At 70.4% G+C, this 22830-nt stretch carries 26 protein-coding genes; 14 read left to right on the top strand and 12 right to left on the bottom strand.

Translation table 11 applies throughout. The features are described 5' to 3' along the window. Nucleotides 1-9: 9 nt before the first annotated feature. A complete protein-coding gene (locus tag ALI22I_RS16500; protein WP_077006385.1) occupies nt 10-621 on the bottom strand; it encodes a TetR/AcrR family transcriptional regulator in 612 nt (203 codons plus the stop codon). Between the two features lie 90 nt (nt 622-711). Here ALI22I_RS16500 and ALI22I_RS16495 point away from each other — a divergent pair, with 90 nt between their 5' ends. Then, nucleotides 712-921: a hypothetical protein gene (locus ALI22I_RS16495; protein ID WP_077006384.1), complete on the top strand. Its 210-nt coding sequence runs from the start codon at nt 712-714 to the stop codon at nt 919-921. Beyond that, complete coding sequence (locus tag ALI22I_RS16490) at nt 918-2087, top strand: carboxylesterase/lipase family protein (protein ID WP_077006383.1); 1170 nt, start codon at nt 918-920, stop codon at nt 2085-2087. Before ALI22I_RS16495 ends, ALI22I_RS16490 begins: the two co-directional genes overlap by 4 nt. A gap of 51 nt (nt 2088-2138) precedes the next feature. Here the strand turns inward: ALI22I_RS16490 and ALI22I_RS16485 are convergent, their stop codons facing one another. Genes ALI22I_RS16485 through ALI22I_RS16460 form a run of 6 tightly spaced genes read right to left on the bottom strand, consistent with a single transcriptional unit; the run spans nt 2139 to nt 8894 of the window. After that, nucleotides 2139-3431, bottom strand: a complete 1293-nt coding sequence (locus tag ALI22I_RS16485; RefSeq protein ID WP_077006382.1) for an ABC transporter substrate-binding protein — start codon at nt 3429-3431, stop codon at nt 2139-2141. A 13-nt stretch (nt 3432-3444) separates the two neighbouring features. Continuing rightward, nucleotides 3445-4545 (bottom strand): branched-chain amino acid ABC transporter permease, encoded by a 1101-nt coding sequence (locus tag ALI22I_RS16480; RefSeq protein WP_083751768.1) that lies wholly within the window; start codon nt 4543-4545, stop codon nt 3445-3447. Then, the gene (locus ALI22I_RS16475) at nt 4542-5429 is read right to left on the bottom strand and encodes a branched-chain amino acid ABC transporter permease (protein WP_077006380.1); all 888 of its coding nucleotides are present in this window, start codon (nt 5427-5429) and stop codon (nt 4542-4544) included. Before ALI22I_RS16475 ends, ALI22I_RS16480 begins: the two co-directional genes overlap by 4 nt. Further along, entirely contained in the window at nt 5426-7279 is a 1854-nt protein-coding gene (locus tag ALI22I_RS16470) for an AMP-dependent synthetase/ligase (RefSeq protein ID WP_077006379.1), read from the bottom strand. The genes ALI22I_RS16475 and ALI22I_RS16470 overlap by 4 nt, the downstream gene beginning before the upstream one ends. After that, nucleotides 7276-8055, bottom strand: a complete 780-nt coding sequence (locus ALI22I_RS16465) for an ABC transporter ATP-binding protein (protein ID WP_077006378.1) — start codon at nt 8053-8055, stop codon at nt 7276-7278. Before ALI22I_RS16465 ends, ALI22I_RS16470 begins: the two co-directional genes overlap by 4 nt. Nucleotides 8056-8108: 53 nt before the next feature. Beyond that, entirely contained in the window at nt 8109-8894 is a 786-nt protein-coding gene (locus tag ALI22I_RS16460; protein ID WP_077006530.1) for an ABC transporter ATP-binding protein, read from the bottom strand. A 210-nt stretch (nt 8895-9104) separates the two neighbouring features. On the opposite strand from ALI22I_RS16460, the gene ALI22I_RS16455 reads away from it, so the two are divergent. The 4 genes from ALI22I_RS16455 (at nt 9105) to ALI22I_RS16440 (ending at nt 11862) form a co-directional block, all read left to right on the top strand. Beyond that, complete coding sequence (locus ALI22I_RS16455; RefSeq protein ID WP_077006377.1) at nt 9105-9467, top strand: ATP-binding protein; 363 nt, start codon at nt 9105-9107, stop codon at nt 9465-9467. Next, complete coding sequence (locus ALI22I_RS16450; RefSeq protein ID WP_077006376.1) at nt 9464-10219, top strand: SigB/SigF/SigG family RNA polymerase sigma factor; 756 nt, start codon at nt 9464-9466, stop codon at nt 10217-10219. Before ALI22I_RS16455 ends, ALI22I_RS16450 begins: the two co-directional genes overlap by 4 nt. 10 nt (nt 10220-10229) lie before the next feature. Further along, a complete protein-coding gene (locus ALI22I_RS16445; protein WP_077006375.1) occupies nt 10230-10664 on the top strand; it encodes a hypothetical protein in 435 nt (144 codons plus the stop codon). A 274-nt stretch (nt 10665-10938) separates the two neighbouring features. Further along, a complete protein-coding gene (locus tag ALI22I_RS16440) occupies nt 10939-11862 on the top strand; it encodes a hypothetical protein (protein WP_077006374.1) in 924 nt (307 codons plus the stop codon). Nucleotides 11863-12165: 303 nt separating this feature from the next. Here ALI22I_RS16440 and ALI22I_RS16435 read toward each other — a convergent pair whose 3' ends face one another. Continuing rightward, nucleotides 12166-13161 (bottom strand): DNA topoisomerase IB, encoded by a 996-nt coding sequence (locus ALI22I_RS16435; protein ID WP_077006373.1) that lies wholly within the window; start codon nt 13159-13161, stop codon nt 12166-12168. 98 nt (nt 13162-13259) lie between these two features. Between ALI22I_RS16435 and ALI22I_RS16430 the strand changes: the two genes are divergently transcribed. Next, entirely contained in the window at nt 13260-14348 is a 1089-nt protein-coding gene (locus ALI22I_RS16430) for a carboxylate-amine ligase (RefSeq protein ID WP_077006372.1), read from the top strand. Nucleotides 14349-14435: 87 nt separating this feature from the next. Continuing rightward, on the top strand, nt 14436-14765 hold the full coding sequence (locus tag ALI22I_RS16425; protein ID WP_077006529.1) for an STAS domain-containing protein: 330 nt from the start codon (nt 14436-14438) through the stop codon (nt 14763-14765). A gap of 85 nt (nt 14766-14850) precedes the next feature. Here ALI22I_RS16425 and ALI22I_RS16420 read toward each other — a convergent pair whose 3' ends face one another. The 3 genes from ALI22I_RS16420 to ALI22I_RS16410 all read right to left on the bottom strand — a co-directional run bounded on the left by ALI22I_RS16420 (nt 14851) and on the right by ALI22I_RS16410 (nt 16056). Beyond that, the gene (locus ALI22I_RS16420; protein WP_077006371.1) at nt 14851-15201 is read right to left on the bottom strand and encodes a hypothetical protein; all 351 of its coding nucleotides are present in this window, start codon (nt 15199-15201) and stop codon (nt 14851-14853) included. A 78-nt stretch (nt 15202-15279) separates the two neighbouring features. Next, a complete protein-coding gene (locus ALI22I_RS16415; RefSeq protein ID WP_238598401.1) occupies nt 15280-15759 on the bottom strand; it encodes a nucleoside deaminase in 480 nt (159 codons plus the stop codon). Nucleotides 15760-15768: 9 nt separating this feature from the next. Beyond that, nucleotides 15769-16056 carry a TfoX/Sxy family protein gene (locus ALI22I_RS16410; RefSeq protein ID WP_202970992.1) on the bottom strand — a complete coding sequence of 96 codons (288 nt, stop codon included), beginning with the start codon at nt 16054-16056 and terminating at the stop codon, nt 15769-15771. Between the two features lie 6 nt (nt 16057-16062). On the opposite strand from ALI22I_RS16410, the gene ALI22I_RS16405 reads away from it, so the two are divergent. From ALI22I_RS16405 to ALI22I_RS16395, 3 genes are read left to right on the top strand one after another with little or no spacing between them, the layout of a single operon-like run. Then, nucleotides 16063-16269 (top strand): radical SAM protein, encoded by a 207-nt coding sequence (locus ALI22I_RS16405; RefSeq protein WP_077006370.1) that lies wholly within the window; start codon nt 16063-16065, stop codon nt 16267-16269. Nucleotides 16270-16289: 20 nt separating this feature from the next. Then, the gene (tmk, locus tag ALI22I_RS16400; protein WP_238598400.1) at nt 16290-16904 is read left to right on the top strand and encodes a dTMP kinase; all 615 of its coding nucleotides are present in this window, start codon (nt 16290-16292) and stop codon (nt 16902-16904) included. Between the two features lie 44 nt (nt 16905-16948). Next, nucleotides 16949-17404: an NUDIX hydrolase gene (locus ALI22I_RS16395; protein WP_077006368.1), complete on the top strand. Its 456-nt coding sequence runs from the start codon at nt 16949-16951 to the stop codon at nt 17402-17404. 21 nt (nt 17405-17425) lie between these two features. Here ALI22I_RS16395 and ALI22I_RS16390 read toward each other — a convergent pair whose 3' ends face one another. Then, complete coding sequence (locus tag ALI22I_RS16390; RefSeq protein WP_083751765.1) at nt 17426-20038, bottom strand: CHAT domain-containing protein; 2613 nt, start codon at nt 20036-20038, stop codon at nt 17426-17428. 76 nt (nt 20039-20114) lie between these two features. On the opposite strand from ALI22I_RS16390, the gene ALI22I_RS16385 reads away from it, so the two are divergent. The 3 genes from ALI22I_RS16385 (at nt 20115) to ALI22I_RS16375 (ending at nt 22530) form a co-directional block, all read left to right on the top strand. Further along, nucleotides 20115-21317, top strand: a complete 1203-nt coding sequence (locus tag ALI22I_RS16385; RefSeq protein WP_077006367.1) for a S8 family peptidase — start codon at nt 20115-20117, stop codon at nt 21315-21317. 150 nt (nt 21318-21467) lie between these two features. Next, entirely contained in the window at nt 21468-22100 is a 633-nt protein-coding gene (locus ALI22I_RS16380; RefSeq protein ID WP_077006366.1) for an RNA polymerase sigma factor, read from the top strand. Further along, nucleotides 22066-22530, top strand: coding sequence for a hypothetical protein (locus ALI22I_RS16375; RefSeq protein WP_238598399.1), 465 nt, complete (start codon nt 22066-22068; stop codon nt 22528-22530). Before ALI22I_RS16380 ends, ALI22I_RS16375 begins: the two co-directional genes overlap by 35 nt. Nucleotides 22531-22830: the final 300 nt, after the last annotated feature.

Here is a 22830-nt window from a genome sequence, read left to right as displayed (position 1 = left end):
ACAGCCGGGTCAGCCGGGAGTCGTGCCGGTGAAGACGCGGGCGAGCTGGTGGTCCATCAGCGCCACGGCGTCCTCGGGGGTCCGCTGCCCGAGCAGCACGCTCGACTGGAAACCCTCCGCACCCGCCACCAGGAACGCCGCCTCGGCCGCGATGTCGATGTCCGGTGACACCTCGCCGAGTTCCCGCCCTTGGGTGAGCAGGTCGGCGATCAGGTTCTCGATCGCGAGCGGCGCGGCGAGCGCCACCTCGGCGAGGGCGGGTTCGACGAGGAAGCGGACGAAGTACGCCACGTACACGAGATGCCGGTTCCGCCGCTCCTCGTCCAACGGGAGCATTTCCAGCAGCACGCCGCGGACGATCGCGTGCATGCCGGGCGTCTCCCCGAACGCCGCCAGGCGTTCCCGGGCACGTTGCTCGGCGTCGGCGTTCAGGATCTCCAGCGCGCCGAGCAGGAGCTGATCACGGGTGCCGAAGTAGTACTGGAGCAGCCGCGCGGACACCCCGGCCTCGGCCGCGACCTGCCGCAGCGTCACGTCTTCGAGCCCACCCCTGGTCGCCAGCCGCCACACGGCCTCCGCGATCTGCCGGCGACGCAGGTCGTGGTCCACCTGTCGGGGCATCCCGTACGTCCTCCCCGCCGTCAGCGTTGTGGTGCGATCGTACCAAGACCTGTTATGGTTCGATCGAACCACAAACGATGGGGGTTACCGATGAAGAACACCGCCGGACTGATCGCGGGCATGGTCCTGCTCGCGCTGGGCGCGCAGGGCGGTATCCGACTGCTGGTCGACCACGACAACGCGGGCCTGCTGGGGTGGTTGCCGGGCGGATTCGCGGCGCGGCTGTCCTGCTACGCGGTGATCGCCCTCGCCGGGGCACTCCTGGCGAGCTGGGGCAGCAGGAAGACCAAGGGCGCATGATCGGTCGACGGGTTCTCGCCCTGCTGCTCGGTGTCTCGGCACTGACGGCGTGCGGCGCAGTCGACGCCGGCACTGACCGCTCCGTCACGGACCTCATCGTCACGACCGCGTCGGGTGACGTCCGGGGAACGGACGGGAACGGGGTGCGCCGGTTCCGGGGCATCCCGTACGCCGCACCGCCAGTCGGCGAACGCCGCTGGCGGACACCACAACCGGTCACCCCTTGGACAGGCGTGCGCGACGCGACCGGATCGGGCCCGGTGTGCGTGCAGCCGGAGGCACCGGACATGCCGGACGGCACCCGAAGAGATCCACCACCGCAGAGCGAGGACTGCCTGACCCTGGACGTGACCACACCCGCACGCCCCGGCGCCGGCCGGCCGGTCATGGTCTGGATCCCCGGTGGCGGCTTCGTCACCGGCGCCGGTTCGATCTACGACCCGGCCAGGCTGGTGCGGGCCGGGGACGTCGTGGTCGTGACGGTCAACTACCGGCTCGGCGTGTTCGGCTTCTTCGCCCACCCGCGGCTCGGCGACAGCAACTTCGGCCTGCACGACCAGGTGGCGGCACTGCGCTGGGTCCGCGCCAACATCGCCGCGTTCGGCGGCGACCCCGCCGAAGTCACCCTGGCCGGGGCATCGGCCGGTGGCATGAGCGCCTGCACCCTGATGACCTCGCCGACCGCCCGAGGCCTGTTCCACCGCGCGATCGTGCAGAGCGGGTCGTGCCTGACCGGTCACCCGGCCGGCGCGTTCGGCGAGGGCGTCGGCGCGATCTCCACGTGGCACCCGGTCAGCACGATCCAGGGCACCGGCCAGGCCCTGGCCGAGCGGCTGTCGTGCGCCGACCTGGCCTGCCTGCGCGCGAAGACCGCCGACGAACTGCTGCCGCACACGACGTGGTTCCCGCTCATCGCGCACGGGGCCGAGGTCTTCTACCTCTTCGACTTCCCCGACGGCCCGGACCTCACCACCGACCAACGCCGCCTGGCCGACCAGCTGGTCGGCTACTGGACCCGGTTCACCCGGACCGGCGACCCCAACGGCACGAGCAGCCCGCCGTGGCCCCGCCTCGGCGCCGGCAACCGGGCACTCGTCCTCGCCCCGGACGCCACCCGAACGTTCGACGTGAAGACGACACACCACTGCGTCCTCTGGAACACCTGACGCGCGGCGTCCCGGCCACCTCCGAACGGTGGCCGGGACGCTGTCGATCGATCAGGTGTAGCAGGGCTTCTCGAACTTGAAGTCCGTCGCCGTCGGTCCGGTGAAGAAGTCCTCCACCAGGGTCACCTTGGTGGCCGCCGCGTCGTCCGGCTTGTAGATCAACGTCTGCCGGAACGTGGCGTCGTTCGAGTTCCCGGAGAAGTTGCCCGCACCGGACGGCAGCATGCCCTCGTAGTCCACCGAGTCCAGTTCCCGCACCGCGCCCAGCAGCCCGGCCCTGGTCAGGTCCTTGTTCTCGGCCGCCTTCATCAGCGCCGCCTTCAACGGGTAGGACCACACCCACCCGGCCGTGTAGCCGTCGTTCGGCGTCACGTCCGGCAGGGCCGCACGCATCGCGTTGTGCCCCGGCGTGTCGGTCTCCCACGCCTTCCACGGCGCCGACTGCATGTACAGCGCCTTGATCGCGGGCGCCGCGGGGCTGGCCATCAGACCGGGGTTCCACGTCGGCGACGTGCCGATGAACTTGCCGGTGAAGCCACGCGCCGCGGTCTGGCCGATGATCACCGCCGCGTCGGTCGGCCCGGTGGTCAGGATGACCACGTCCGGCTTGTTCGCCAGCACCGCGTCGATCGCGCCGCCCTGGTTGTCCTGGCCGGTCTGGGTGACCGCGTTCGTGAACGTCAACCCGCGCTTCTCCGCCGCGAGCTTCGCGCCCGCCGCCGCGTCGTCGCCGTAGTCACCCGGCAGGTGCACGGCCATGACACTCTTCGCGCCCAGCTCGTCCGCCGCGTAGTCCACCGAGTTCATCGACTCGATGCAGTAGTTCGCGCCGGACTCCAGGATGACCTCCTCCACGCCCCACAGCGACGTCCACGACGCGGGCACGCTGACCATCTGCGTGCTCTCCAAGTCGGGCAGGATCGCGGCGGTCGTGGGCGAGCCGAGGGTCTGGGCCAAGGCGAGCACCTTGCCCTTGATCTCCTGGTACACCTGGTTGTGGATCTGCGGGTTGTACTTGTTGTCCTTCACGTACGACGTGACGTCCACGTCGTAGCCGCCGATGCCGCCCTGGTCGTTGACGCGCTTCCAGTACGCCTTCTGCGCCTCGGTGATCGGCACCGCGAGCGTCTTGAACGGCCCTTCGGTCAGGTCCGAGATCGACCCGAGGTAGATGCAGCCCCGGTCACTGTGGCCGGTGCCCGGGCACGGTTCGCTGGTCACGCCGAAATCGACCTTGATACCGCCCTTGCCCTCCTGCGGCGCCGCACCGTCACCGCCGCGACAAGCGACGGCGGCCAGCGCCACCACGGAGAACAACGCGAGCACCGCTCTGTGCCTTGCCATCCCATCCACCCTTTCAGTACGAGAAAGGCCAAGTGCGCCAGTAGTTGCGCACGCGCACCCAGATACCGAACAGGCCCCGTGGCTCCACGATCAGGAACACCACGATCAGCAGCCCGTAGAGGACCGCCTCGACCTGGAACACCGTGACCGCTCCGGTCGCATCAGCGCTGATGAACGGCAACACCGTGGGCAGTTCCCTGGTGATGCGCGGCAGCAACGTGATGAACAGCGCGCCCATGATCGCGCCGGAGATCGTGCCCGCGCCGCCGATGAGCACCATGGCGATGTACTGCACCGACAGCAGCAGGCCGAACGAGCCCGGGTCGAAGAACCCGTTGACCACGAACAACAACGAGCCCGCCACCCCGGCGTAGAACGAGGACACGGCGAACGCCAGCGCCTTGTACCGGGCCAGGTCCACCCCGATCACGGCCGCCGCCAGGTCACGGTCCCGCACCGCCGCGAACGCCCGCCCGATCCGCGACCGCACCAGGTTGCGCGCCAGTACCGCGAAGATCACCAGCAGCACGAACATCAGCAGGTACAGCTGCTGCGGCCCGGTGAACAACGCCGACGCCCGGTCCAACCGCACGCCGAACAGCTCCGGCACCGCCGCCGGCCGCCCCACCCCGGGACCACCGGTCAACGACGTCCACTCCCGGAAGATGTGCTCGCCCAGGAACACCAGGCCCAGCGTCACGATCGCCAGGTACAGCCCGCGCAGCCGCACCGCCAACGGCGCCACGATCAGCCCGGCGAGCCCCGCCACCAGCCCGGACGCCAGCAGCCACACCGGCAGCGACGTCACACCGAACCCGAGCACCCGCCCGTCCGGATCACCCGACAGCGCCGCGCCCGTGTACGCGCCGATGGCGAGGAAGAACGCGTGCCCCAACGACACCTGCCCCGCGTACCCGGTCACGATGTTGAGCCCGATCGCGCCGATCGCCGCCACGAACCCGGTGGCCAGCAGCATCAGCAGGTCGTCGGTGACGGCGAACGGCATCAGCAGCGCGACCACCAGCAACGCCCCGGTCCACGTCCGCTTGGGCCGCGTGTTCAGGAATGCCGTGTCCTGCGCGTAAGAGGTGTACAGCTCCGGACGACCCTTCAAAGCCTCTCCACCTCCTTGCTGCCGAACAGCCCATAAGGCCGCACGAGCAGCACGACCAGCATCAGCACGTACGGCGCGACCAGCGCGAAGTTCGGCCCGAGCCACGGCGCGACGTCACCCTGGTAGGTGCCGACCAGCGATTCCACGACCCCCACCGCCAGCCCGCCGACGACCGCGCCGCCCAGCGAGTCCAGCCCGCCGAGGATGATCGCGGGCAACGCCTTCAGCGCGATCACCCACAGCTGCTGGTCGACACCGGCGCCGGTGGCCACGAACACCCCGGCCAACGCCGCCAGCCCGCCCGCGATCGCCCACGACAGCGCGAACACCGAGCCGACCGAGATGCCCTGCGCCAGCGCGACCTCCTGGTCGTAGGCGACCGCGCGCATGGCCAGCCCGACCCGGGAGAACCGGAAGAACGAGAACAGCACCGCGACCACGGCCACCGTCGTCCCGAACATCACCAGGTACCGCTGCTGCACCTCGACGCCGAGCAGCACCACCGTGGACAGCCCCCACGGGTCACCGACCTGGCGCACGTCCAGCCCGATGAACGCGTTGGTCACCACCCGCACCACCACGTCCACGCCGATGGTGATGATCGCGACCACGAACACCGGCTTGCCGATCATCGGCCGCAGCACGGTCCGCTCCACGCCCAGCGCCAGCACCGCGATCAGCACCGCCGCCACCGGCACGGCCACGAAGAACCCGACCTCCGCGGCCAGGTAGCTGACCAGCACCGCGCCCGCGAGCATGAACGCCGGCTGGGCGAAGCTGATCACCCGCGTCGACTTGTAGATGATCACGAAACCCAGCGCCAGCAGCGCGTAGATCGAACCGGACCCCAGACCCCGGATCAGCGATTGCAGGAACTCGGTCATCCGCGCCCCCCGAGGTACATGTCCTCCACGAGTTCACCGAACACCTTGGCCAGCGCGGACCGCTTCACCTTCTGCGTCGCGGTCAGCTCGCCGTCCTCGTGGTCGAGTTCCTTGGGCAGCATCCGGAACTTCTTGACCTGCTCCACGGTGGCGAACCGCTCGTTGACCCCGTTCACGATGCCCTGCACCAACTCGCGCACCTCGTCCTTCTCCGCCAGGTCGCGGTAGGTGGTGTAGGAGAGCCGGCGCTGCCTGGCCCAGTGGCCGACGGTGTCGTACTCGATGCCGATCAACGCCACCAGGTACGGGCGCTGGTCGCCGACCACGATGGCTTCCTTGATGTACGGCGAGGTCTTCAGCGCGTTCTCGATCTCCGACGGCGCCACGTTCTTGCCGCCCGCGGTGATGATGATGTCCTTCATCCGGTCGGTGATCCGCACGTGCGTGCCGTCCACCCACTCGCCGACGTCACCGGTGCGCAGCCACCCGTCCGGGGTCATCGCCCGCCGGGTGGCGTCCTCGTCGCGCCAGTAGCCCGCGAACACGCCCGCGTGCCGGGTCTGGATCTCGCCGTCCTCGGCGATCCGCAGTTCCACGCCGGGGTGCGGCTCGCCGACCGTGCCGACCTTCACCCGGCCGGGCCGGTTGCCGGTGGCGATGGCGCTGTTCTCGGTCATCCCGTACACCTCGTGCATCGGCACGCCGATGCCCATGAAGAACCGCAGCACCTCGGGCGAGATGGGCGCGGCGCCCGACGCGGCGTAGCGCACGTGCCGCATCCCGATCCGCGCCTTCAACGCGCGGAAGCAGAACAGCCAGCCCACGCCGTACTTCAGCCGGGTGGCGAACGTGTGCCGGCCGCCGTGGCGCACCAGCTGCGCGCCGAGCCCGTCGGCCACGCCCAGCCAGAACCTGGTCGTCACGCGCTTGACCCAGGTGGCGCTGGACGCGCTGATCGTGATGGCGGCCAACACCTTCTCCCAGATGCGCGGCACGCCGAACAGGATCGTCGGCTGCACCTCGCGCAGGTTCGCCTGCACGGTCTCGATGGACTCGGCGAAGTGCACCTGCACGCCCGCCGACGCGCTGAACCACGTGGTGAAGATGCGTTCGGCGACGTGGCACAGCGGCAGGTAGGAGAGCATGACGTCCTTCGGCGACGGCGGCGGAGAGGTGAACCCACCGCCCTCCACCAGCGCCTCGATGGCGAACTCGACGTTGGCCACGGTCAGCATCGCGCCCTTGGGCGGCCCGGTGGTGCCGGAGGTGTAGATCAACGTCATCACGTCGTCCGGCTCGACCTCGCGCATCCGGCGCTCCACCGCGTCCGGGTGTGCGTCCCGGTGTTCCGCGCCCAGGGCCAGGAAGTCGTCCCAGGCCATCAGCTTGGGGTTGTCGTAGCGGTGCCGGATGCCGCGCGGCTCCAGGTAGACGATCCGCTCCAGGTCGGGCAGGGCGTCCAGCACGGCCAGTGCCTTGTCCACCTGCTCCTGGTCCTCGGCGATGAGCACGCGGGCGCCGGAGTGCGACAGCAGGTAGGCGACCTCGCTGGCCGGATTCGTCGGGTACAGGCCCACGGTGATCGCGCGCACGGCCACCGTGCCGATGTCGGCGTACAGCCATTCGCGGCGGTTCTCCGAGTGGATCGCGACCCGGTCACCGACGTCGATCCCGAGCGCCAGCAGGGCGTGCCCGACGAGTTCGGCCTGCGCCCAGTACTGCGCCCAGGTGACCTCCTGCCAGATACCGAAGTCCTTGGCGCGCAACGCCACCGCGTCCGGCGTGGCCGCCGCCCGGTCCCGGACGCGGGTGACGATGGTGGTGAGCCCGGTCGTGGTCAGGGTGGTCACGCGGAGCCTCCCACGGTCTGGTGCTGTTCACCCAGGTAGGCGCGCACGACGTCCGGGTCCTGCTGCACCTCGGCGGGCGTGCCGGTGCGGATCGGCTTGCCGAAGTCGAGCACCATCACCCGGTCCGCGAGGTCCATCACCAGGCCCATGTCGTGCTCCACCATCACCATCGCGATGCCGAGTTCGTCGCGGACGTCGAGCACGAACCGCGCCATGTCCTCGGTCTCTTCGACGTTCATGCCCGCGACCGGCTCGTCCAGCAGCAGCACCTTCGGCTCCATCGCCAACGCACGCCCCAACTCCACCCGCTTCTGCACCCCGTACGGCAGCAGGCCCACCGGCAGGCGCCGCCACTGCTCCAGTTCGAGGAAGTCGACGACCTCCTCCACCGCCGCCCGGTTGGCCAACTCCTCGCGCCGGGCCCGGCCGACCCACGCGAACGCGGCCAGCGCGCCGTAGCGCATGTGGTTGTGCCGCCCCAACATCAGGTTCTCGACCACGGTGAGGTGCGCGAACAGCTCGATGTTCTGGAACGTCCGGGCGACGCCCATGGCGGCGATCTTGTGCGGGCGCTTGCCCAGCACGTCCTGACCCAGGAACCGGACCGAGCCGGACTGCGGCCGGTAGACGCCGGACAGCACGTTGAAGATCGACGTCTTACCCGCGCCGTTGGGCCCGATGATGGCGAACAGCTCGCCCGCGGCGACGTGGAACGACACGCCGTCCACGGCGGTGACGCCGTCGAACGCCAACGTCACGTCCTCGACTTCCAGCACGTTGTTCCCAGGGTCGGGGTTCCCAGGGTCGGGGTTCCCAGGGCCGGGGAGGCTCACGACAACCACCGCTTCCGCCGCTTGTAGTGCTTCACGTCGCGGAACGACTGCGCGGTGGCCTCACCGCGCAGGCCCAGGTAGAACTCGCGCACGTCCTCGTCGGCCAGCAGCGCGGCGGCCGGCTTGTCCATCACGACCTTGCCGGTCTCCAGCACGTAGCCGTGGTCGGCGATGGACAGCGCCATGGTCGCGTTCTGCTCGACCAGCAGCACGGTCGTGCCCGCAGCGTTGATCTTCACGATCAAGTCGCGGATCTGCTGCACCATGAGCGGTGCGAGGCCCAGGCTCGGCTCGTCCAGCAGCAGGTAGCGCGGCTCGGACATGAGCGCCCGGCCGATGGACAGCATCTGCTGCTCGCCGCCGGACAGGTACCCGGCGCTCTGCCGCCGCCGTTCCCGCAACCGGGGGAACAACTCGTACATCCGTTCCAGGTTCTGCTTGATGCCGCGCGGCCTGCTGTGCCCGCCGATGCGCAGGTTCTCCTCGACCGACAGCTCGGCCAGGATGCGCCTGCCCTCCAGCGCCTGCTTCACGCCGAGGGAGGCGATGCGCGTCGGCGACGAGCGGTGGATCGGCGTGCCGTCCAAGGTGATCCGGCCGCGGGTGATCTTGCCGTCGTGCACGTCGAGCAGGCCGGACAGCGCTCGCAGCAGGGTCGTCTTGCCCGCGCCGTTCGCTCCCAGCAGGGCGACGATCCGCCCCTCGGGAACCCTCAGGCTCACGCCGCGGAGCACCAACATCACGTCGTCGTAGACCACCTCAAGGTTGTTCGCCTCGAGCACCGGCGCCTCCGTTGGGGTCGGGGAGGCGATCAGTATGACTCCGATCACACGGTTACCTACCACCGTTCGCAAACCGTGATGAACACACGCACGGCATGTTCGGCTTTCACGATTCTGTTGCTCAGTCCTGTGTGGACGGGTGTAGCCGGCGGGGTTCGCGGGTATGCCCGCGGCGACGACGACGAGGTGTGTGAGGAGCGTTCGCCACTGATGGACGGCTCGGAGGTGGAGCTCAGGGTGGCGGCGAGGCCGGACCACCTCTCCACCGTCCGCGCGGTCGCGGGGGTGATCGGCCGGTCCACGCCCGAGCTGGCGATCGACCTGGTCATCGCGGTCGACGAGGCGTGCACCGCGCTCATCGCCCGGTCGCTGGAACCGTCCGCCGAATTGCGGTGCAGGTTCGCCCGGGAAGGTGATTCCGTGCTCTTCCGTGCGGAGGTCCGGTCATCGGCCGTCACCGTCCCCGATCATGACTCGTTGTACTGGAGGGTCGTCAGCTCCGTGACCGACGCGGTGGCCACCTGGGTTGACGGGGAGGGCCGGTTGCGGGTCGAGCTGAGGTGTCGGGCATGAACGCGGTGGACTACCAGCCGTTGTTCCACGAGCTGGCGGAGGCCGAACGGGACGGTGCGCGGTACCAGGCGCTGCGGGACCGCCTGGTGACCGAGCACCTGCCCATGGCCAGGCACATCGCCGACCGGTTCGCCGAACGCGGCGAGTCGGTCGAGGACCTGCGGCAGGTCGCGGCGGTCGGGCTGATCAACGCGGTGGACCGGTTCGACGTCACCCGCGGTATCGACTTCCTCGCGTTCGCGGTGCCGACCATCACCGGCGAGGTCCGGCGGTACCTGCGCGACCAGGGCTGGGCGGTGCGCGTGCCGCGCCGGCTGAAGGAACTGTGCGTCGCCATCGACACCGCCCGGGTGGAGCTGTCCCGGCACACCGGCCGCACGCCCACGCCCAGCGAGGTCGCCCGGCACCTCGGCATCGGGGTGGACGAGGTGTACGAGGGGCTGCACGCGACCTCGGCGTACCACCTGCTGTCGTTGGACGAGCAGGCCATCAGCGACGAGCTCAACCACGCCGACCGGCTGATCAGCGACGACCCGGCGTTGGAGGTCGTCGAACTGCACCACGCGTTGGACCCGATGCTCCGCGGGCTGCCCAAGCGGGAAAGACGGATCGTCGTGCTGCGGTTCTTCCGGAACATGACGCAGAGCCAGATCGCGGACTCGGTCGGCGTGTCGCAGATGCACGTCTCACGATTGCTGAGCCGATCTCTGGCCCGTTTGCGGTCTCTGCTCGATGATGAGCAGCACTCGTAACGAGCGCTCAGTGACGGTTGGCGGACGGTTGGCGGACGGTGACCGGACGGTCATCCGGCGAGGCGAAGAGGTGGTCGCGGTGGTGACAAGCCTGACGGGACTCGCGTGGCCGCAGCGGACGGCCCTGCTCCTGGGGACGATGCTGGTGCTGTGGGGGTTGGCCGACTTCGCGCGCAGCGAGACGCCGTTGGGGGTGCTGCACGTGGTGACCGGGTTGGTGATCGGCGCGGCCGCGGTGCGCACCCGCGTGGCCCGGCTCGTGGCGACGTTGATGGGCGTGGTGTTCCTGATCGTTTTCGCGTTCGGCGTGGGTGAGGCCGGCAGCGCGATGGACGCCGGCATCGTGGGCAACGTGGTGCACCTGCTGGTCGGCTTCGCGTCCGTCGCGGTGGCCGAGAGCTGCGCGTGGTGCGAACAGCAAGCCCGCCGCGCCGGCTCCCGCTGACCAGCCTTCCTCCCACACCACCCCCTCAGCCCTCCCACACCACACCCCCTCAGCCCTGCCACACCACCCCCTCAGCGTTGCACCGCCCCCCTTCCGACCTCATCGAGCACTTCCCCGATATCGCACCAAAGCACTTCTCAGCCACTCCCCAGCCACTCCCCTACCACTTCCCCTGCCGCGTTTCCCGCCACGCCGACGCACTGTCACCGAGGTGAAGGCGGTTGCACCACTCCCCTTTCGGGTATCTCCCCAGTGACCCGAGCGGGGAGGATCGATGCACACGGCGAGCCTGCACAACCTGGTCGACATCGAGGGCCCTTTCATCTCTGTGTTCCTCGACGTGGGCGACCACGTGGACCTGCGGTGGCGGGCGATGCGCGACCAACTACAGGCAATGGCGGCCGACCCGTACCTAATGGCCTTGGCACACAGGGCGATCACCTCCGGCGTGACACCACGCGGCCTAGCTGGCCGCAGCCTGATCGTGGGCGGCGGACAGGTCCTGGTGGACCGGTACGTCCCCGTACCCCCCACCGGCTACACCGCACGCACCGGCCCACTCCCCTACTTCCTGCCACTGATCGAGCTGTCCGAACCCCTGCTGCCGCACGTGGTCGTCCAAGTCGGCGAGCACGGTGCAGACCTGCGCGGCGTAGACCCCACCGGCCGACCAGTAGCCGTGGCATCAGTAGGCGCACGCCGACCCGGCCGGCGACTGGACGCGGAGGAACTGGCAGACGTCGCCGAGGAAGCCACCGCACTGGTAGACCGACTAGGCGCGCCACTACTGGTGCTCGCCGGCCCACTGGCCGGCCGCCGGTCCCTGCGCGTAGCGCTGCCAACCCGCTACCACCACTTGGTGGTCGAGGTGGAGGGACCACCCGACCGCGCGGTCCTGCACCTGGCCGGCCGAGCGAACCAGGACGCGCGACGCGTGGTGGTCGAGCGGTTCCGGGACGAGTCCACCCGGCTCACCGGACGCGCGGTGCACGGCCTGGAGGCCGTGGAGCGAGAACTGAAGGCCGGCCGGGTCGAGACGTTGCTGCTCACCGACACCCTGGTCGGCTCACGCGAGGTCGACGGCGGCCGGGCAGACGAGGTGCTGCCGTTGCGGGCGGTGGAGTGCGGGGCCGAGATCGTGCTCGTGGGCGGGGCGGTCCGGCTGCACGAGGACGTCGGGGCACTGCTTCGCGCGTGAGTGGGCTGCTTCCCGGGTGAGCGAGCTACTCAGCCGGTGGGCTGCTCAACCGGCGGGTGGGCTGGTCATCGGGTGAGCGAGCTGGTCAGTGGGCGGGCGGGCTGCTCAACCGGTGAGCGAGCTGCTCAGTAGGCGGGCGAGCTGTTCAGTGGGTGAGTGGCGGGCTTCGCGGGTTCTTGGGCTGCTTCGCGAGGGGGTGGTGGTGGGCGGTGGACGTGGGGTGGTGGCCTCGGGGCTCCTCTTGGTTTTGACCGACGTTTCAAAAGTAAAATAACAGCGTTTCCTTAGGTTGTCGGGTTATGATCACCCGATCGTGTTGCGGGTGGGCGTGTTGCGGGACTTCCGGAGCATCCGCAAGACCGCGCGTTCCACTGTCTCACGATCGGCCGACTTCGGTTTGATCATCACCCCCTCGTGGAACAGCCGCACCACCCTCGGATCGACGTAGGACTTCCGCGCCACCGCGGGCGTGTTTCCCAAGTGCTCGGCCACTTCCCGCATCACCACGGCCTCCACGCGCTTGCGCCCGCGCTGCGATTCCGGCCGCCCCTCGCGCGCGAACGCCGCCGCGGCCAACACCGTCGCGTGCCACGTCCGCAGGTCCTTCACCGAGAACTCCGCGCCCACCAACTCCTTGAACCGCTCGTTCACATCATCCGACCCGATCTGGTGCCCACCGGCATCCGCCAGCAGCCGGTCCTCACCGGATCGCCCGCGCAGCAACGACTTCGCCGCCCGCGCCACCGCCGCGTCCTCCACCGACGTGGTGAACTCGATACCGCCCTTCGCCGGATAGCAGAAGTCCACAATGGAACCGCGCACGGTCACGTGCGAGCACAGCAGCGTGGCCACGCCGTGCGTCCCGTTGTCCGCCGCGTACGTCTCCCCACCCACCCGGAACACGCCCCGGTCGAGCACCGCCAACGCCACCGCGAGCACCCGTTCCCGCGACCGCCCCCGCCCGCCCAACTCGCGCGCCACCTCCGCCCGGAACGCGGGCAGCGCGGGCGCCAACGCCAGCACCCGGTCGTGCTTCTCCTCGTCCCGGTCCTGCCGCCACCGCTCGTGGTACAGGTACTGGCGACGCCCCGCCGCGTCCGTACCCACCGCCTGGATGTGGCCGTTCGAGTACGGGCACACCCACACGTCGCGCCACGCGGGCGGGATGACCAGGGCTTTGATGCGCTCCACCGCCTCGGCGTCCACCGGCGCGCCCTCGGCGTCGGTGTAGCTGAACCCCCGCCCGCGGGCACGGCGGTGCCAGCCGGGGCCGGACGGGTCGCTGCGGCGCAGTCTCACGGCGGGCAGATTCCCGGACACCTCGATCGGGAAACCCGTTCGGCAAACCAACCGCAACACCGTGGTTGAACCCGCCGCCGAGTGGGTATGGGACCGGCATGAGGGAACCGTGGACCGTGGGTGTCGAACAGGAGTTCCTGCTCGTCGACCCGGAGTCGCGCCGACCCGTGCCGCTGGCCGAGTCGGTCGCGCAGCACGCGGGAGCCGGCCTCGACGTGCAGCGCGAGTTGACGCCGTTCCAGATCGAGGTCGCCACCCCGGTGTGCTCGACGGCCGAGGAGTTGGCCGAACAGGTGATGCTCGGCCGCACCCAGCTGGCGAAGGCCGCGCACGCGGCGGGCTGCCGGCTGATGGCCGCCGCGATCCCCCCGATCGGCACGCTCGGACCGCCGCCGGGCACCGACGACCGCCGCTACCGACTGATGGAGCACACGCACCGCAAGATCATCGGCGGTCAGGGCGTGTGCGGAATGCACGTCCACGTCGGCGTGCCGGACCGGGACGTCGCGGTGCGCATCTCGAACGCCCTGCGGCCGTGGCTGCCGACGCTGCTCGCGTTGAGCGTGAACTCCCCGATCGAGCAGGCCGAGGACACCGGGTACGCGAGTTGGCGTTCGATCGTGTGGTCGCGCTGGCCGATCAGCGGCCCGCCGCCGCACCTGGACTCCGCCGACGAGTACGACCGGCTGGTCAGCGCCCTGGAATCGACCGAGGTGCTGCTCGACACCGGGATGGTCTACTGGGACGTCCGCCCGTCCGAGCAGCACCCGACGGTCGAGGTGCGGGTGGCGGACATCCCGATGACGGCGCGCGAGGCCGTCGTCATCGCCGAGATCATCCGGGCGTTCGCCCGCACCGCCGCCGAATCGGGTGAACCTGAACGGGTGGACGACGTATTGCTGCGCGCCGCCTACTGGCGTGCCGCGCGCGACGGCGTGGACGGCTTGGCCGCGGACCCGTACACCGGCCACCTGGTGCAGGCGCGGGAACGCGTGGCCGAACTGGTGGCGTGGTGCGCGGACGCGCTCGGCGACGCCGCTGCTCTGTCCACTGTGGAGGATCATGTGGCGTGGCTGGACGCGCACGGCAGCGGCGCGGCCCGTCAGCGCCGGGCGTTCGGGGCCTCGTCCGACGCCCGTGACCTGGTGGATCTGGTGCTGGCCGAAACGGTCGACGACGCCCGTTGAGGACTACCGTGAAGTGTCGACGCCGCGCCGGCGTCGCTGAGTGAGAGGAGAACCGGCGTGCCAGAACCCGCGGCAACGCTCGCTTCCGTGCGGGTCGACAGACCCTCGGACGGCGTGGTGGTGCTGCACGTGTCCGGTGAGTTGGACACGAGCAGCGCGGAGGAGTTGGCCAGGCCGCTCAAGGAGCACCTGGTCGAGAACGTGCGGGCCGTGGTGGTGGACCTGGGCGGGGTGCGCTTCCTCGGCTCGGCCGGACTGGAGTCGCTGGTCGTCGGCAGTCAGCGGGCGCGAGACCTCGGCATCGCGCTGGTGCTGGTGGCGACGAGTCGGGCGACCCAGCGGCCGATCGAGGCAACCGGCCTGAACTCGGTGTTCACCGTCGTCGGTTCCGTCGACGAGGCGTTGACCCGGTTCTAGGGACCCGGTTCTAGGGACCCGGTTCCAGGGACCCGGTTCCAGGGACCCCCGGTTCCAGGGACCCCGTTCTACGAGAACCGGTGTTCTACAAGAACCGGCGGACCGTCCTGATGGCGCAGCGCACGGCCCCCACCGGGGGCAGTGCGCCCGCCGGGGGGACGACCCACCTCGACTCGGCCGCCGGGACGCGGCCGGGGCCGTGCCAGTAGCGAACGTCCGGTGGCAGCACGTACCGCGGCGCGGGTTCGGGGTCGGGTCTGGCCAGGAACAGCCAGCGCAGCCGCGGTCCGGGGATGGCCAGGATCGGTCCGAGCGGGCCGGCCGAGCGCAGTTGGTGACTGACCTCGGCGCCCCAGCTGGCGGGCACCTCCACCGCCACCGCGCCTTCGTCCAGCACCAGGGAATCCAGGGATTCGTCGACGTGCCAACGTTCCATGCCCGCTGATATTGGCCACGCCCCGTGTCGGAATCATTTCCGCGTGCGGCCCGCCGCGTTAACGCTGGGCGCCGACCCCTAATCCTTGCCGATGTCCTCGAACCACAGTTCCGGCTTGGCGGCGATGAAGTCCGTCATCATCCGGGCACACTCGGGGTCGTCCAGAAGGGTGATTTGCACCCCGTGCTCGGCCAACCAGTCGTGACCGCCGTGGAACGTCCGCGCTTCCCCGATCACCACATGGGGTATCCCGAACTGGCGAACGAGCCCGCTGCAATACCAGCAGGGCGACAACGTGGTGACCATGACCGTGCCCCGGTAGCCCGCCCGACGCCCCGCATTGCGGAACGCGGCCGTCTCCGCATGGGTGGACGCGTCCCCGTCCTGCACCCGCCGGTTGTGCCCGCGCCCCAGCAGCGTCCCGTCGGCCGCGAACAGCGCCGCACCGATCGGAATCCCGCCCTCGGCCAGCCCGGCCCGCGCTTCGGCCACCGCCACGGCCAGCATGTCCCGCGCGTCCACGCGCCGAACGTCGTCCCCGCGATCGACCTCGTCCATCCGACAAACCTACTTGGGCGGCAGCGTCTCCACGAACTCCCGCGCCCGACCGATCCAGTCCGCCAACCCCGAGTCCTCGTCCAACACCGCCCCGTCCACCACCACCCACCCCCGCATCACCTTCCCTGTCATGTCGAAGACCCTGGTCCCCGGCAGCGCAAGGCACACCTCCGCCGCGTCCGGCCCCACCCGGGCGATCATGTCGTCACCACGCACCCCGACCAGCATGTTGCCGTTGAGCAGGAACGCGATCCCGCCTTCGAGTACCGCCCCTACCCCGGCACGCCCGACTGGCACCGCCTCATGGCCACCGGCCGCTACACCACCGACCAACTGCTCGACTACAGCCCCGTCGACCTCACCAGCGAAGGCATCGACGAGTCCATGCGCGAACGCGACGAGTTCAACTTCTCGATCAACCTGCAACTCTCCGAGGCACCCATCGACCACGTCCGCACCCAACTCGTCGCCCTCGCCCGCGAACAGCACGCTCGGAAACCCGCAGCATGACCGGCCGCCACGGCGTCTTCGTGACCATCGATGGCCCCGGTGGCGCGGGCAAGACCACAACCACACGAGACCTGCACCACCAGCTCACGCGACGGGGCTACGCCGTGCACACCACCACTGAGCCGTCCCGCGCCCAACTCGGTGAAATCGCCCGCCACGGCACCGACACCTATTCCGGCCATGCCCTCGCCTGTCTGGTGGCGGCCGACCGCTATCACCACCTCGCCACCGAGATCCGCCCACAGCTGGCCGCAGGCCGGATCGTGCTGTGCGACCGCTACGTCGCATCCTCCTATGGGCTGCAACGCATGGACGGCGTCCCGATCGCCTTCATCGAGGCCATCAACACCGCAGCCGAGACGCCGGACCTCGCCGTCATCCTCACCGCCGACCCCGAGGTCACCGCCCGCCGAATCGACAGACGCGGCGCGCACAGCCGCTTCGAGGCCGGCGTCACCACCAGTCAGGCGGAAGCAGAGCTGTACACCGACACCACCCGTCGCCTGACCGAACGCGGTTATCCGATACTCGCGATCGACACGGCGAAGAACACAACATCGCAGGTCAACGACTTGATCATCAGGCGAGTAGTCCAACTGGCGGCCACCCCGACGGACGAATCACCCACCGCGTAAGCTGCGCCGGGTCCCAGACCACGTGAACACGCCCGTGAGGACCCATGGCCGACCGCCACCTGATCGACGTCCACGTGCTCCTGGTGCGCGACAACGACGTGTTGCTCACCCGGCGCCGGGACACCAACCCGATCTTCGACGGCCTCTGGCACCTGCCCTCCGGCAAGCTCGACGCGGGCGAGTCGGTCCTCGACGCCGCCGTCCGCGAAGCCGAGGAGGAAGTCGGCGTCCACCTCGATCCCGCCGACCTGCGCCTGGTCCACACCCTCCACGTCAACGGCTCCGGGCCCGAACCTCGCCTTGGCCTCTTCTTCGAAGCCCGGCGCTGGACCGGCACGCCCACCAACCGGGAACCCGACAAGTGCTCGGCGGTGCGCTGGTTCCCGCTCGACGCGCTCCCCGACCGGCTCATCGACTACCCGGCCGCAGGCATCCGCGCCTACGTCACCGAAACCGCCTTCAGCGCCCGAGGGTGGGTCCGGCAAACAGCCACGCTCTGACGAGGGTCATCGCCGGAGCAATCAGGCGCCGAAGCACAGAAAGCCGGCGCCGGCGGCGAACGCGGCGTCGCCGTTCTCCCGGTGTGCCTCCTGCGCGCCCGCCAACGCCACCGCGGGCGAGTCGCCTTTGCCCAGTCTGCGGTGCAGGTCGACCATCAGGGGTGTGGTGATCTCGGCGGGAACCGGAACAACCGGCGCAACCAGGGTCCGGGTGCCCAGTCCTAGCAGTGCGGCGGTGAAGCCCATGAGTTCGTCGCCCGGTCGCACCGCGGACAGGCCCGTGTCGCACGCCGACAGCACGACCCGCGCGGGCGGGGTGCGGAGGCGTTCCAGGTCGTAGACCGTCAGCGGGCCGTCGGCCAGTTCCAACGCCGAGAACAGCGGGTTGTCCGCGCGGAACGAGCCGTGTGCGGCCACGTGCGCCAGGGGTGCGCCGTCCATCGCGGACGCCACGGCGTCGACGGTCGCCTCCGCGCCCACCAGCACCGACGCCGAACCGGCCAATGGCGAGATGGCGGAGATCTCCGTCGGCGCGGCCGGCAATCGCGGTCCTGCGGCCAAGACCGCCCGGTCGTGTGAAACGAGGGTGGATGTCGCAGCACGCAGCCACACCGTGGCCGACGGCACCACCGTCACCGAACGGCCCCGGCACGCGGGCAGCGCCGACCACGGCAGGCCGCCCAGTCGCCCGGTCGGCGCGATCACCAGCGGCCGGTCGTCGAGGCGGCGGCGCAGCGGGTCCAGCAGTCTGATCTGCAACAGCCCGGCCGCGTGTTCCGCGCCCGCGCGCACCGCCGTCCGGTCGAGGTGTTCAGGCAGCGTCACGAGCCGGTGCAGGGCGAACCGCAGCAACCGCACCTCGCGCAGCGCGCCGTCCAACGGCCCGAGCCGGTGCAGCGACGCCCGGCCGCCCGCCACCACCACGGCCAGCAGCGCACCGTCGTGGTCGATGTACTCCACCAACGCCGACGAGCCCAACGCCCGCGCCAGGTCCCCCACGGCCGGCGGCTTGAACACCGCGCCGCCGCCGCTGGTCTGCCGGGTCAGCTCGCGCACCCGCTGCTCACCGCGCACCTGCCGCTGCCGCAACGCCGCCGCAGGCCGGCCCGCCGTGGACGCCGCCTCCAGGTCCGCCGTCACCGCCCGCAGCTCCGCCAGCGCGTCGGCCAGCCCGGAGTCCTCCGGAGGCCGGGCCGGCGTCATCCGCAGCGCGCCCGCCCGCCACGCCTCGGCCCACGACAACACCCGCCCCGCCTGTCCGCCGGCCACCGCCGTCCGCAGGCCTTCCAACGCCAACGCCTTGCCCTGGGCGCCGCTCAACGCCCGCAGCTCCAACGCACCCAGCGACACCCGGTACTCGTCCAGCAGCACCAGCCCGCGCCGCAACGCGATCTGCGCGCCACGCGCGTTGCCGAGCAGGCCACGCCGCAACGCCTCGGCGTACCAGCCCTGCACCCGGTGCGCCGCCGGTCCGCCGCGCCGGGCCGCGCCCGCCGTCGTCAACTCCGCCACCGCACGTGCCCGGTCGCCGAGTTCCCGGGCGATCAGCGCCGCGTCGACCCGCGCCTCCAACCCCGCCATCGGCCAGCCGAGCGCGTCCAACCGGGACGCCACCCGCGTCAACGCCGTCACCAACGCCCTGGTCCGCTGCCCGCTCAGGTACGCCGCACGCAGCTCCAGGTGCCGCGCGCCCGCCTCCCACACCTCGCGCTTCTCCCGACGGAACCCCTTGCGCGCCGCCACCGCCATCTCCACGGCCCGCTCCAGGTCACCCTCCAGCAGGGCGATCCGGGCCCGGTAGAACAACGCCTCCGACCGGGCCAGCACCAGATCGCCGCCCAGCTCCTCCAACGCCCGGTCGGCCGCCGCCCGTGCCTCCTCCAACAACGGCACGGACACCAGCAGCTCCAGCCGGTTGATCAGCAACGCGGGCCGCGGCACCTCCAGCCGCCGGTACTCGTGCTCCGCCTCGGCGAACATGGTCAACGCCCGCGGCACGTCACCCGCCCGTGACGCGGAGATGCCCGCGTTCCACCGCACGTCCGCCACGGCCAGTTCGAGATCGAGCTCCCGGTAGAGCACGGCCGCCCGGTCGAAGTCCTCGTCCGCCGCACGCAGGCCCCCGGTGTAGGCGCGCAGCAGTCCGCGGTTGTTGCGGGCACGCGCCTCGCCGAGCTTGTCGCCACTGCGCCGGGCCGCGTCGATGGCCCAGTTGTACTCACGCCGCGCCTCGTCGTACCGGCACAGGTAGTGCAGCACCAGCCCGCGCTGCATGCGGGCGATGTCCGCGTCGCCGCCGCGCAGCTCGGGCAGCGCCGCGTTGACCGTGCGCAGCGCCTGCGCGTGCCGCCCGGTGTTGGACAGCACGAACGCCAGGCTCACCCGCGCCAACGCCGCCAGCCGCGCCGAACCCGCGCCCTCCGCGATCCGGATCGACCGGCGCAGGTGCCTCAGCGCGCCGTCGAAGTCGTGCAACTCGCGCAGCGACAGCCCGATCGCGCGCTCCGCGATCGACGCCTCCCCCGCGTCACCCACCGCCCGGGCCGCTTTGAGCGCCGAACGGCCCATCTCGATCGCCGCGTGCGGATCCCGTTGCCGGGCTTCCAGCGCTGCGGCGGCGGAAACCCCTGCCACGAACCCACCTTATTACCAGGATCGCCGTGGTAGCTTGCTCGGGCTCAGCACCCGTCGACGTTGCTGCGAGGCCTCGGTGTCCGAACCATCGAATCGCTCCGAGCTGTACCAAAGTGCCTTCCACCAGGCGATCCGCGAGCACAAGACCTACCGGCTGCACGCCGAGCGCGGACGCGAATTCGTCTTCGTCGCCGGCGAGCTGCTGACCATTCGCGAGGACGTCGACCGGGTGAGCCAGAAACTGCGGGCGAACACCATCGACAACATCCGCGGCAAGGACGTCGCCGGCATGAGCCGGCTGATCCTGCCGCGCAATTCCGACGACATCCCCGACATCGTCCGCCTGCTGCGCGACCCGAAGCAGTGGCCCGGCCAGCGCACCCCGTTCGTTCAACCGCACCACGTCCTGGTCGGCCACGGCGGCAACATGCACGGCCACCCCGGCCAGCCCCCACACGTCGGCACACCGCTGGCGGACCCGGACAAGAGCACGTCCGAGCACGGCAAGGGCGTAGTCGTCGGCATCCTCGACACGGGCATCTCCCGAACCGCCGAGACCGACCACCCCCTGTGGCTGCGCGACGCGTTCATCCCCCAGACCGACGAGGTCGACGCCGCCTACACCCACGACGACGTGTTCGCCCTCGAAGGCGGCCACGGCACGTTCGTCGCGGGCGTGGTCCGCCAAGCCGCGCCGGGTGTCCGTTTCGACCCGGAGAAGGCACTCGACCCCAACGGCATGGGCACCGAGGAGGACTTCGTCCGAGCCCTGTCGACCTTCGACGAGAAGGTCCGGATCATCAACATCTCGATGGGCTGCTTCACCCAGGACGACACCGCCTCTGAACCGATCCGCAGGGCGCTGGCCGACCTCCCCGACGACATCGTGGTGGTCGCCTCGGCCGGCAACCAGGGCACCACCAGACCCAGCTGGCCCGCCGCCCTCTACGGCGTCGTCGCGGTAGCCGCCGTCGCCGAGGAACGCGACGGCACCCGCACCCCCGCCTGCTACTCCAACCACGGCCACTGGGTGGACGCGTGCGCCGTCGGCAACCGAACCAGCACGTTCCTCAAGGGCCGCTGGGAACTGCCGGGCCTGCCCACGGACTTCTACGACCGCTTCGCCTACTGGCTGGGCACCTCCTTCGCCGCACCTCACGTCGCCGGCCGCATCGCCGCCACGATGACCGAACACGGCCTGTCCGCGATCGACGCACGGGACAAACTGCTCAGCGGCCAACCCGAGTTCTTCCCCGGCTACGGCGTTCTGGTCGAATAGCCGGTACTTGCCCACCGCGTGTATCTACCGGCCGGGTCGCCGCTCCGTAGTGTGTGGCAGCAACGAATCCGAAGTCCGTGACCCGGCTGGGGTCCGTGCCGGCGAAGACCGGGGCGGAGGCGCAGCATCCCCTGGACAAGAGGAGGGGACGTGACCCCTGCATCCCCGATCGCCGCACTGGTGGCCGCGGCGGCGGAGGGCGACCAGCGCGCCTGGAACGAGATCGTGGAGCGCTACACGCCCTTGGTATTGGCGGTGATCTACCGGCACCGGTTGCGCCCCGCGGACGCGGCGGACGTGAACCAGACGGTGTGGTTGCGGCTGGTGGAGCAGGTCGGCAAGCTCCGCGAGGCGGACGCGCTGCCCGGCTGGATCGCCACGACGACCCGCAACGAGTGCCTGCGGATGCTGCGTATCCAGCAGCGCACCCAACCGTTCGACCCGCTGTCCGCGGACGAGCCGGTGAGCCCGGACGACGCGGTCGCGGACCTGGACGAGGAGATGGAGGCCGCCGAACGGCGGCAGGCGCTGCGCGAGGGCTTCCGATCGCTCTCACAACAGTGCCAGGTGTTGTTGACCAAACTCATGGCCGACCCGCCGCCCAGTTACGCGGCAGTCAGCGAGCAGTTGGCGATGCCGGTGGGCAGCATCGGGCCCACCCGGATCAGGTGCCTGGACAAGTTGCGGAAAACTCCCGCGGTGCTGCGGCTGGTCGACCCGCGACCGGTTGGCGGAGGAGGTGTGCTCGGTGTTGAGGGACGATCCGGGGTGGGAAAGCGATGAGGTGCTGCTGCGGGAGTTGCGGGAGGCGCTGGCCGAGGAACACAACGTGCCCGAGCACATCCTCGAAGCCGCGCGTGCCGCGTTCACCTGGCGCACGGTCGACGCCGAACTGATGGCGTTGACCAGCTACGACTCGGTCCTGGACACGGAACTGGCGGCCCGCGCGCGAGCGGCGCAGACCGCGCGGCAGCTCGTGTTCGACGCCGAGGGCGTGTCCGTGCAGGTGGAGGTGACCGAAGCGGGTATCGCCGGCCAGGTGCTGCCCGCACGGCCGGGCCGGGTGCTCCTGATCACCCCGACCGGACCGGCGGAGGAGACGGACCTGGACGAACTCGGCATGTTCCTGCTCGGCGCACCCCCCTCGGGTCCGGTGCGGTTCCGGTTCGAGGTGGACGGCACAACCGTGGTGACCGACTGGATCGCGGTCTGACCCTGCCGCAACCCTGCCGCAACCTGCCGCACCCCCGCCGCACCCCCGCCACAGCCCCCGTCGCCGCCGTTTCGCGGCCGTTCAGCGCTGCGGCGGGACTTCTGGTCGCCGCAAGCCTTGACGGCAGTGGCCATGGGTCCGGAAGATGCGCCTGACCCGATCTTCCCTCCCCACTGCCGGACCCACCACATGACCGAGCCCGGCCGCACCACCCCAGCCGATGGAAGCGCTTCTACGGCCGCTGACGCACGCCCGGACGACGAAACGTGGACAACCGCACTGCCGGCCCTGTTCCAACAG

Origin of the sequence: Saccharothrix sp. ALI-22-I (assembly GCF_001984175.1) — a bacterium.
Lineage (GTDB): Bacteria > Actinomycetota > Actinomycetes > Mycobacteriales > Pseudonocardiaceae > Actinosynnema.
This window is presented reverse-complemented; position numbering and strand designations above follow the sequence as displayed.

What these genes read in the sequence shown, in the direction of transcription:
- ALI22I_RS16430 (WP_077006372.1), top strand. Translation starts at nt 13,260, where the DNA reads ATGAGGGAACCGTGGACCGTGGGTGTCGAACAGGAGTTCCTGCTCGTC.
- ALI22I_RS16500 (WP_077006385.1), bottom strand. Translation starts at nt 621, where the DNA reads ATGCCCCGACAGGTGGACCACGACCTGCGTCGCCGGCAGATCGCGGAG.
- ALI22I_RS16450 (WP_077006376.1), top strand. Translation starts at nt 9,464, where the DNA reads ATGAACGCGGTGGACTACCAGCCGTTGTTCCACGAGCTGGCGGAGGCC.
- ALI22I_RS16495 (WP_077006384.1), top strand. Translation starts at nt 712, where the DNA reads ATGAAGAACACCGCCGGACTGATCGCGGGCATGGTCCTGCTCGCGCTG.
- ALI22I_RS16485 (WP_077006382.1), bottom strand. Translation starts at nt 3,431, where the DNA reads ATGGCAAGGCACAGAGCGGTGCTCGCGTTGTTCTCCGTGGTGGCGCTG.
- ALI22I_RS16420 (WP_077006371.1), bottom strand. Translation starts at nt 15,201, where the DNA reads ATGGAACGTTGGCACGTCGACGAATCCCTGGATTCCCTGGTGCTGGAC.
- ALI22I_RS16405 (WP_077006370.1), top strand. Translation starts at nt 16,063, where the DNA reads ATGGCCACCGGCCGCTACACCACCGACCAACTGCTCGACTACAGCCCC.
- ALI22I_RS16455 (WP_077006377.1), top strand. Translation starts at nt 9,105, where the DNA reads ATGGACGGCTCGGAGGTGGAGCTCAGGGTGGCGGCGAGGCCGGACCAC.
- ALI22I_RS16415 (WP_238598401.1), bottom strand. Translation starts at nt 15,759, where the DNA reads ATGGACGAGGTCGATCGCGGGGACGACGTTCGGCGCGTGGACGCGCGG.
- ALI22I_RS16440 (WP_077006374.1), top strand. Translation starts at nt 10,939, where the DNA reads ATGCACACGGCGAGCCTGCACAACCTGGTCGACATCGAGGGCCCTTTC.
- ALI22I_RS16395 (WP_077006368.1), top strand. Translation starts at nt 16,949, where the DNA reads ATGGCCGACCGCCACCTGATCGACGTCCACGTGCTCCTGGTGCGCGAC.
- ALI22I_RS16475 (WP_077006380.1), bottom strand. Translation starts at nt 5,429, where the DNA reads ATGACCGAGTTCCTGCAATCGCTGATCCGGGGTCTGGGGTCCGGTTCG.
- ALI22I_RS16490 (WP_077006383.1), top strand. Translation starts at nt 918, where the DNA reads ATGATCGGTCGACGGGTTCTCGCCCTGCTGCTCGGTGTCTCGGCACTG.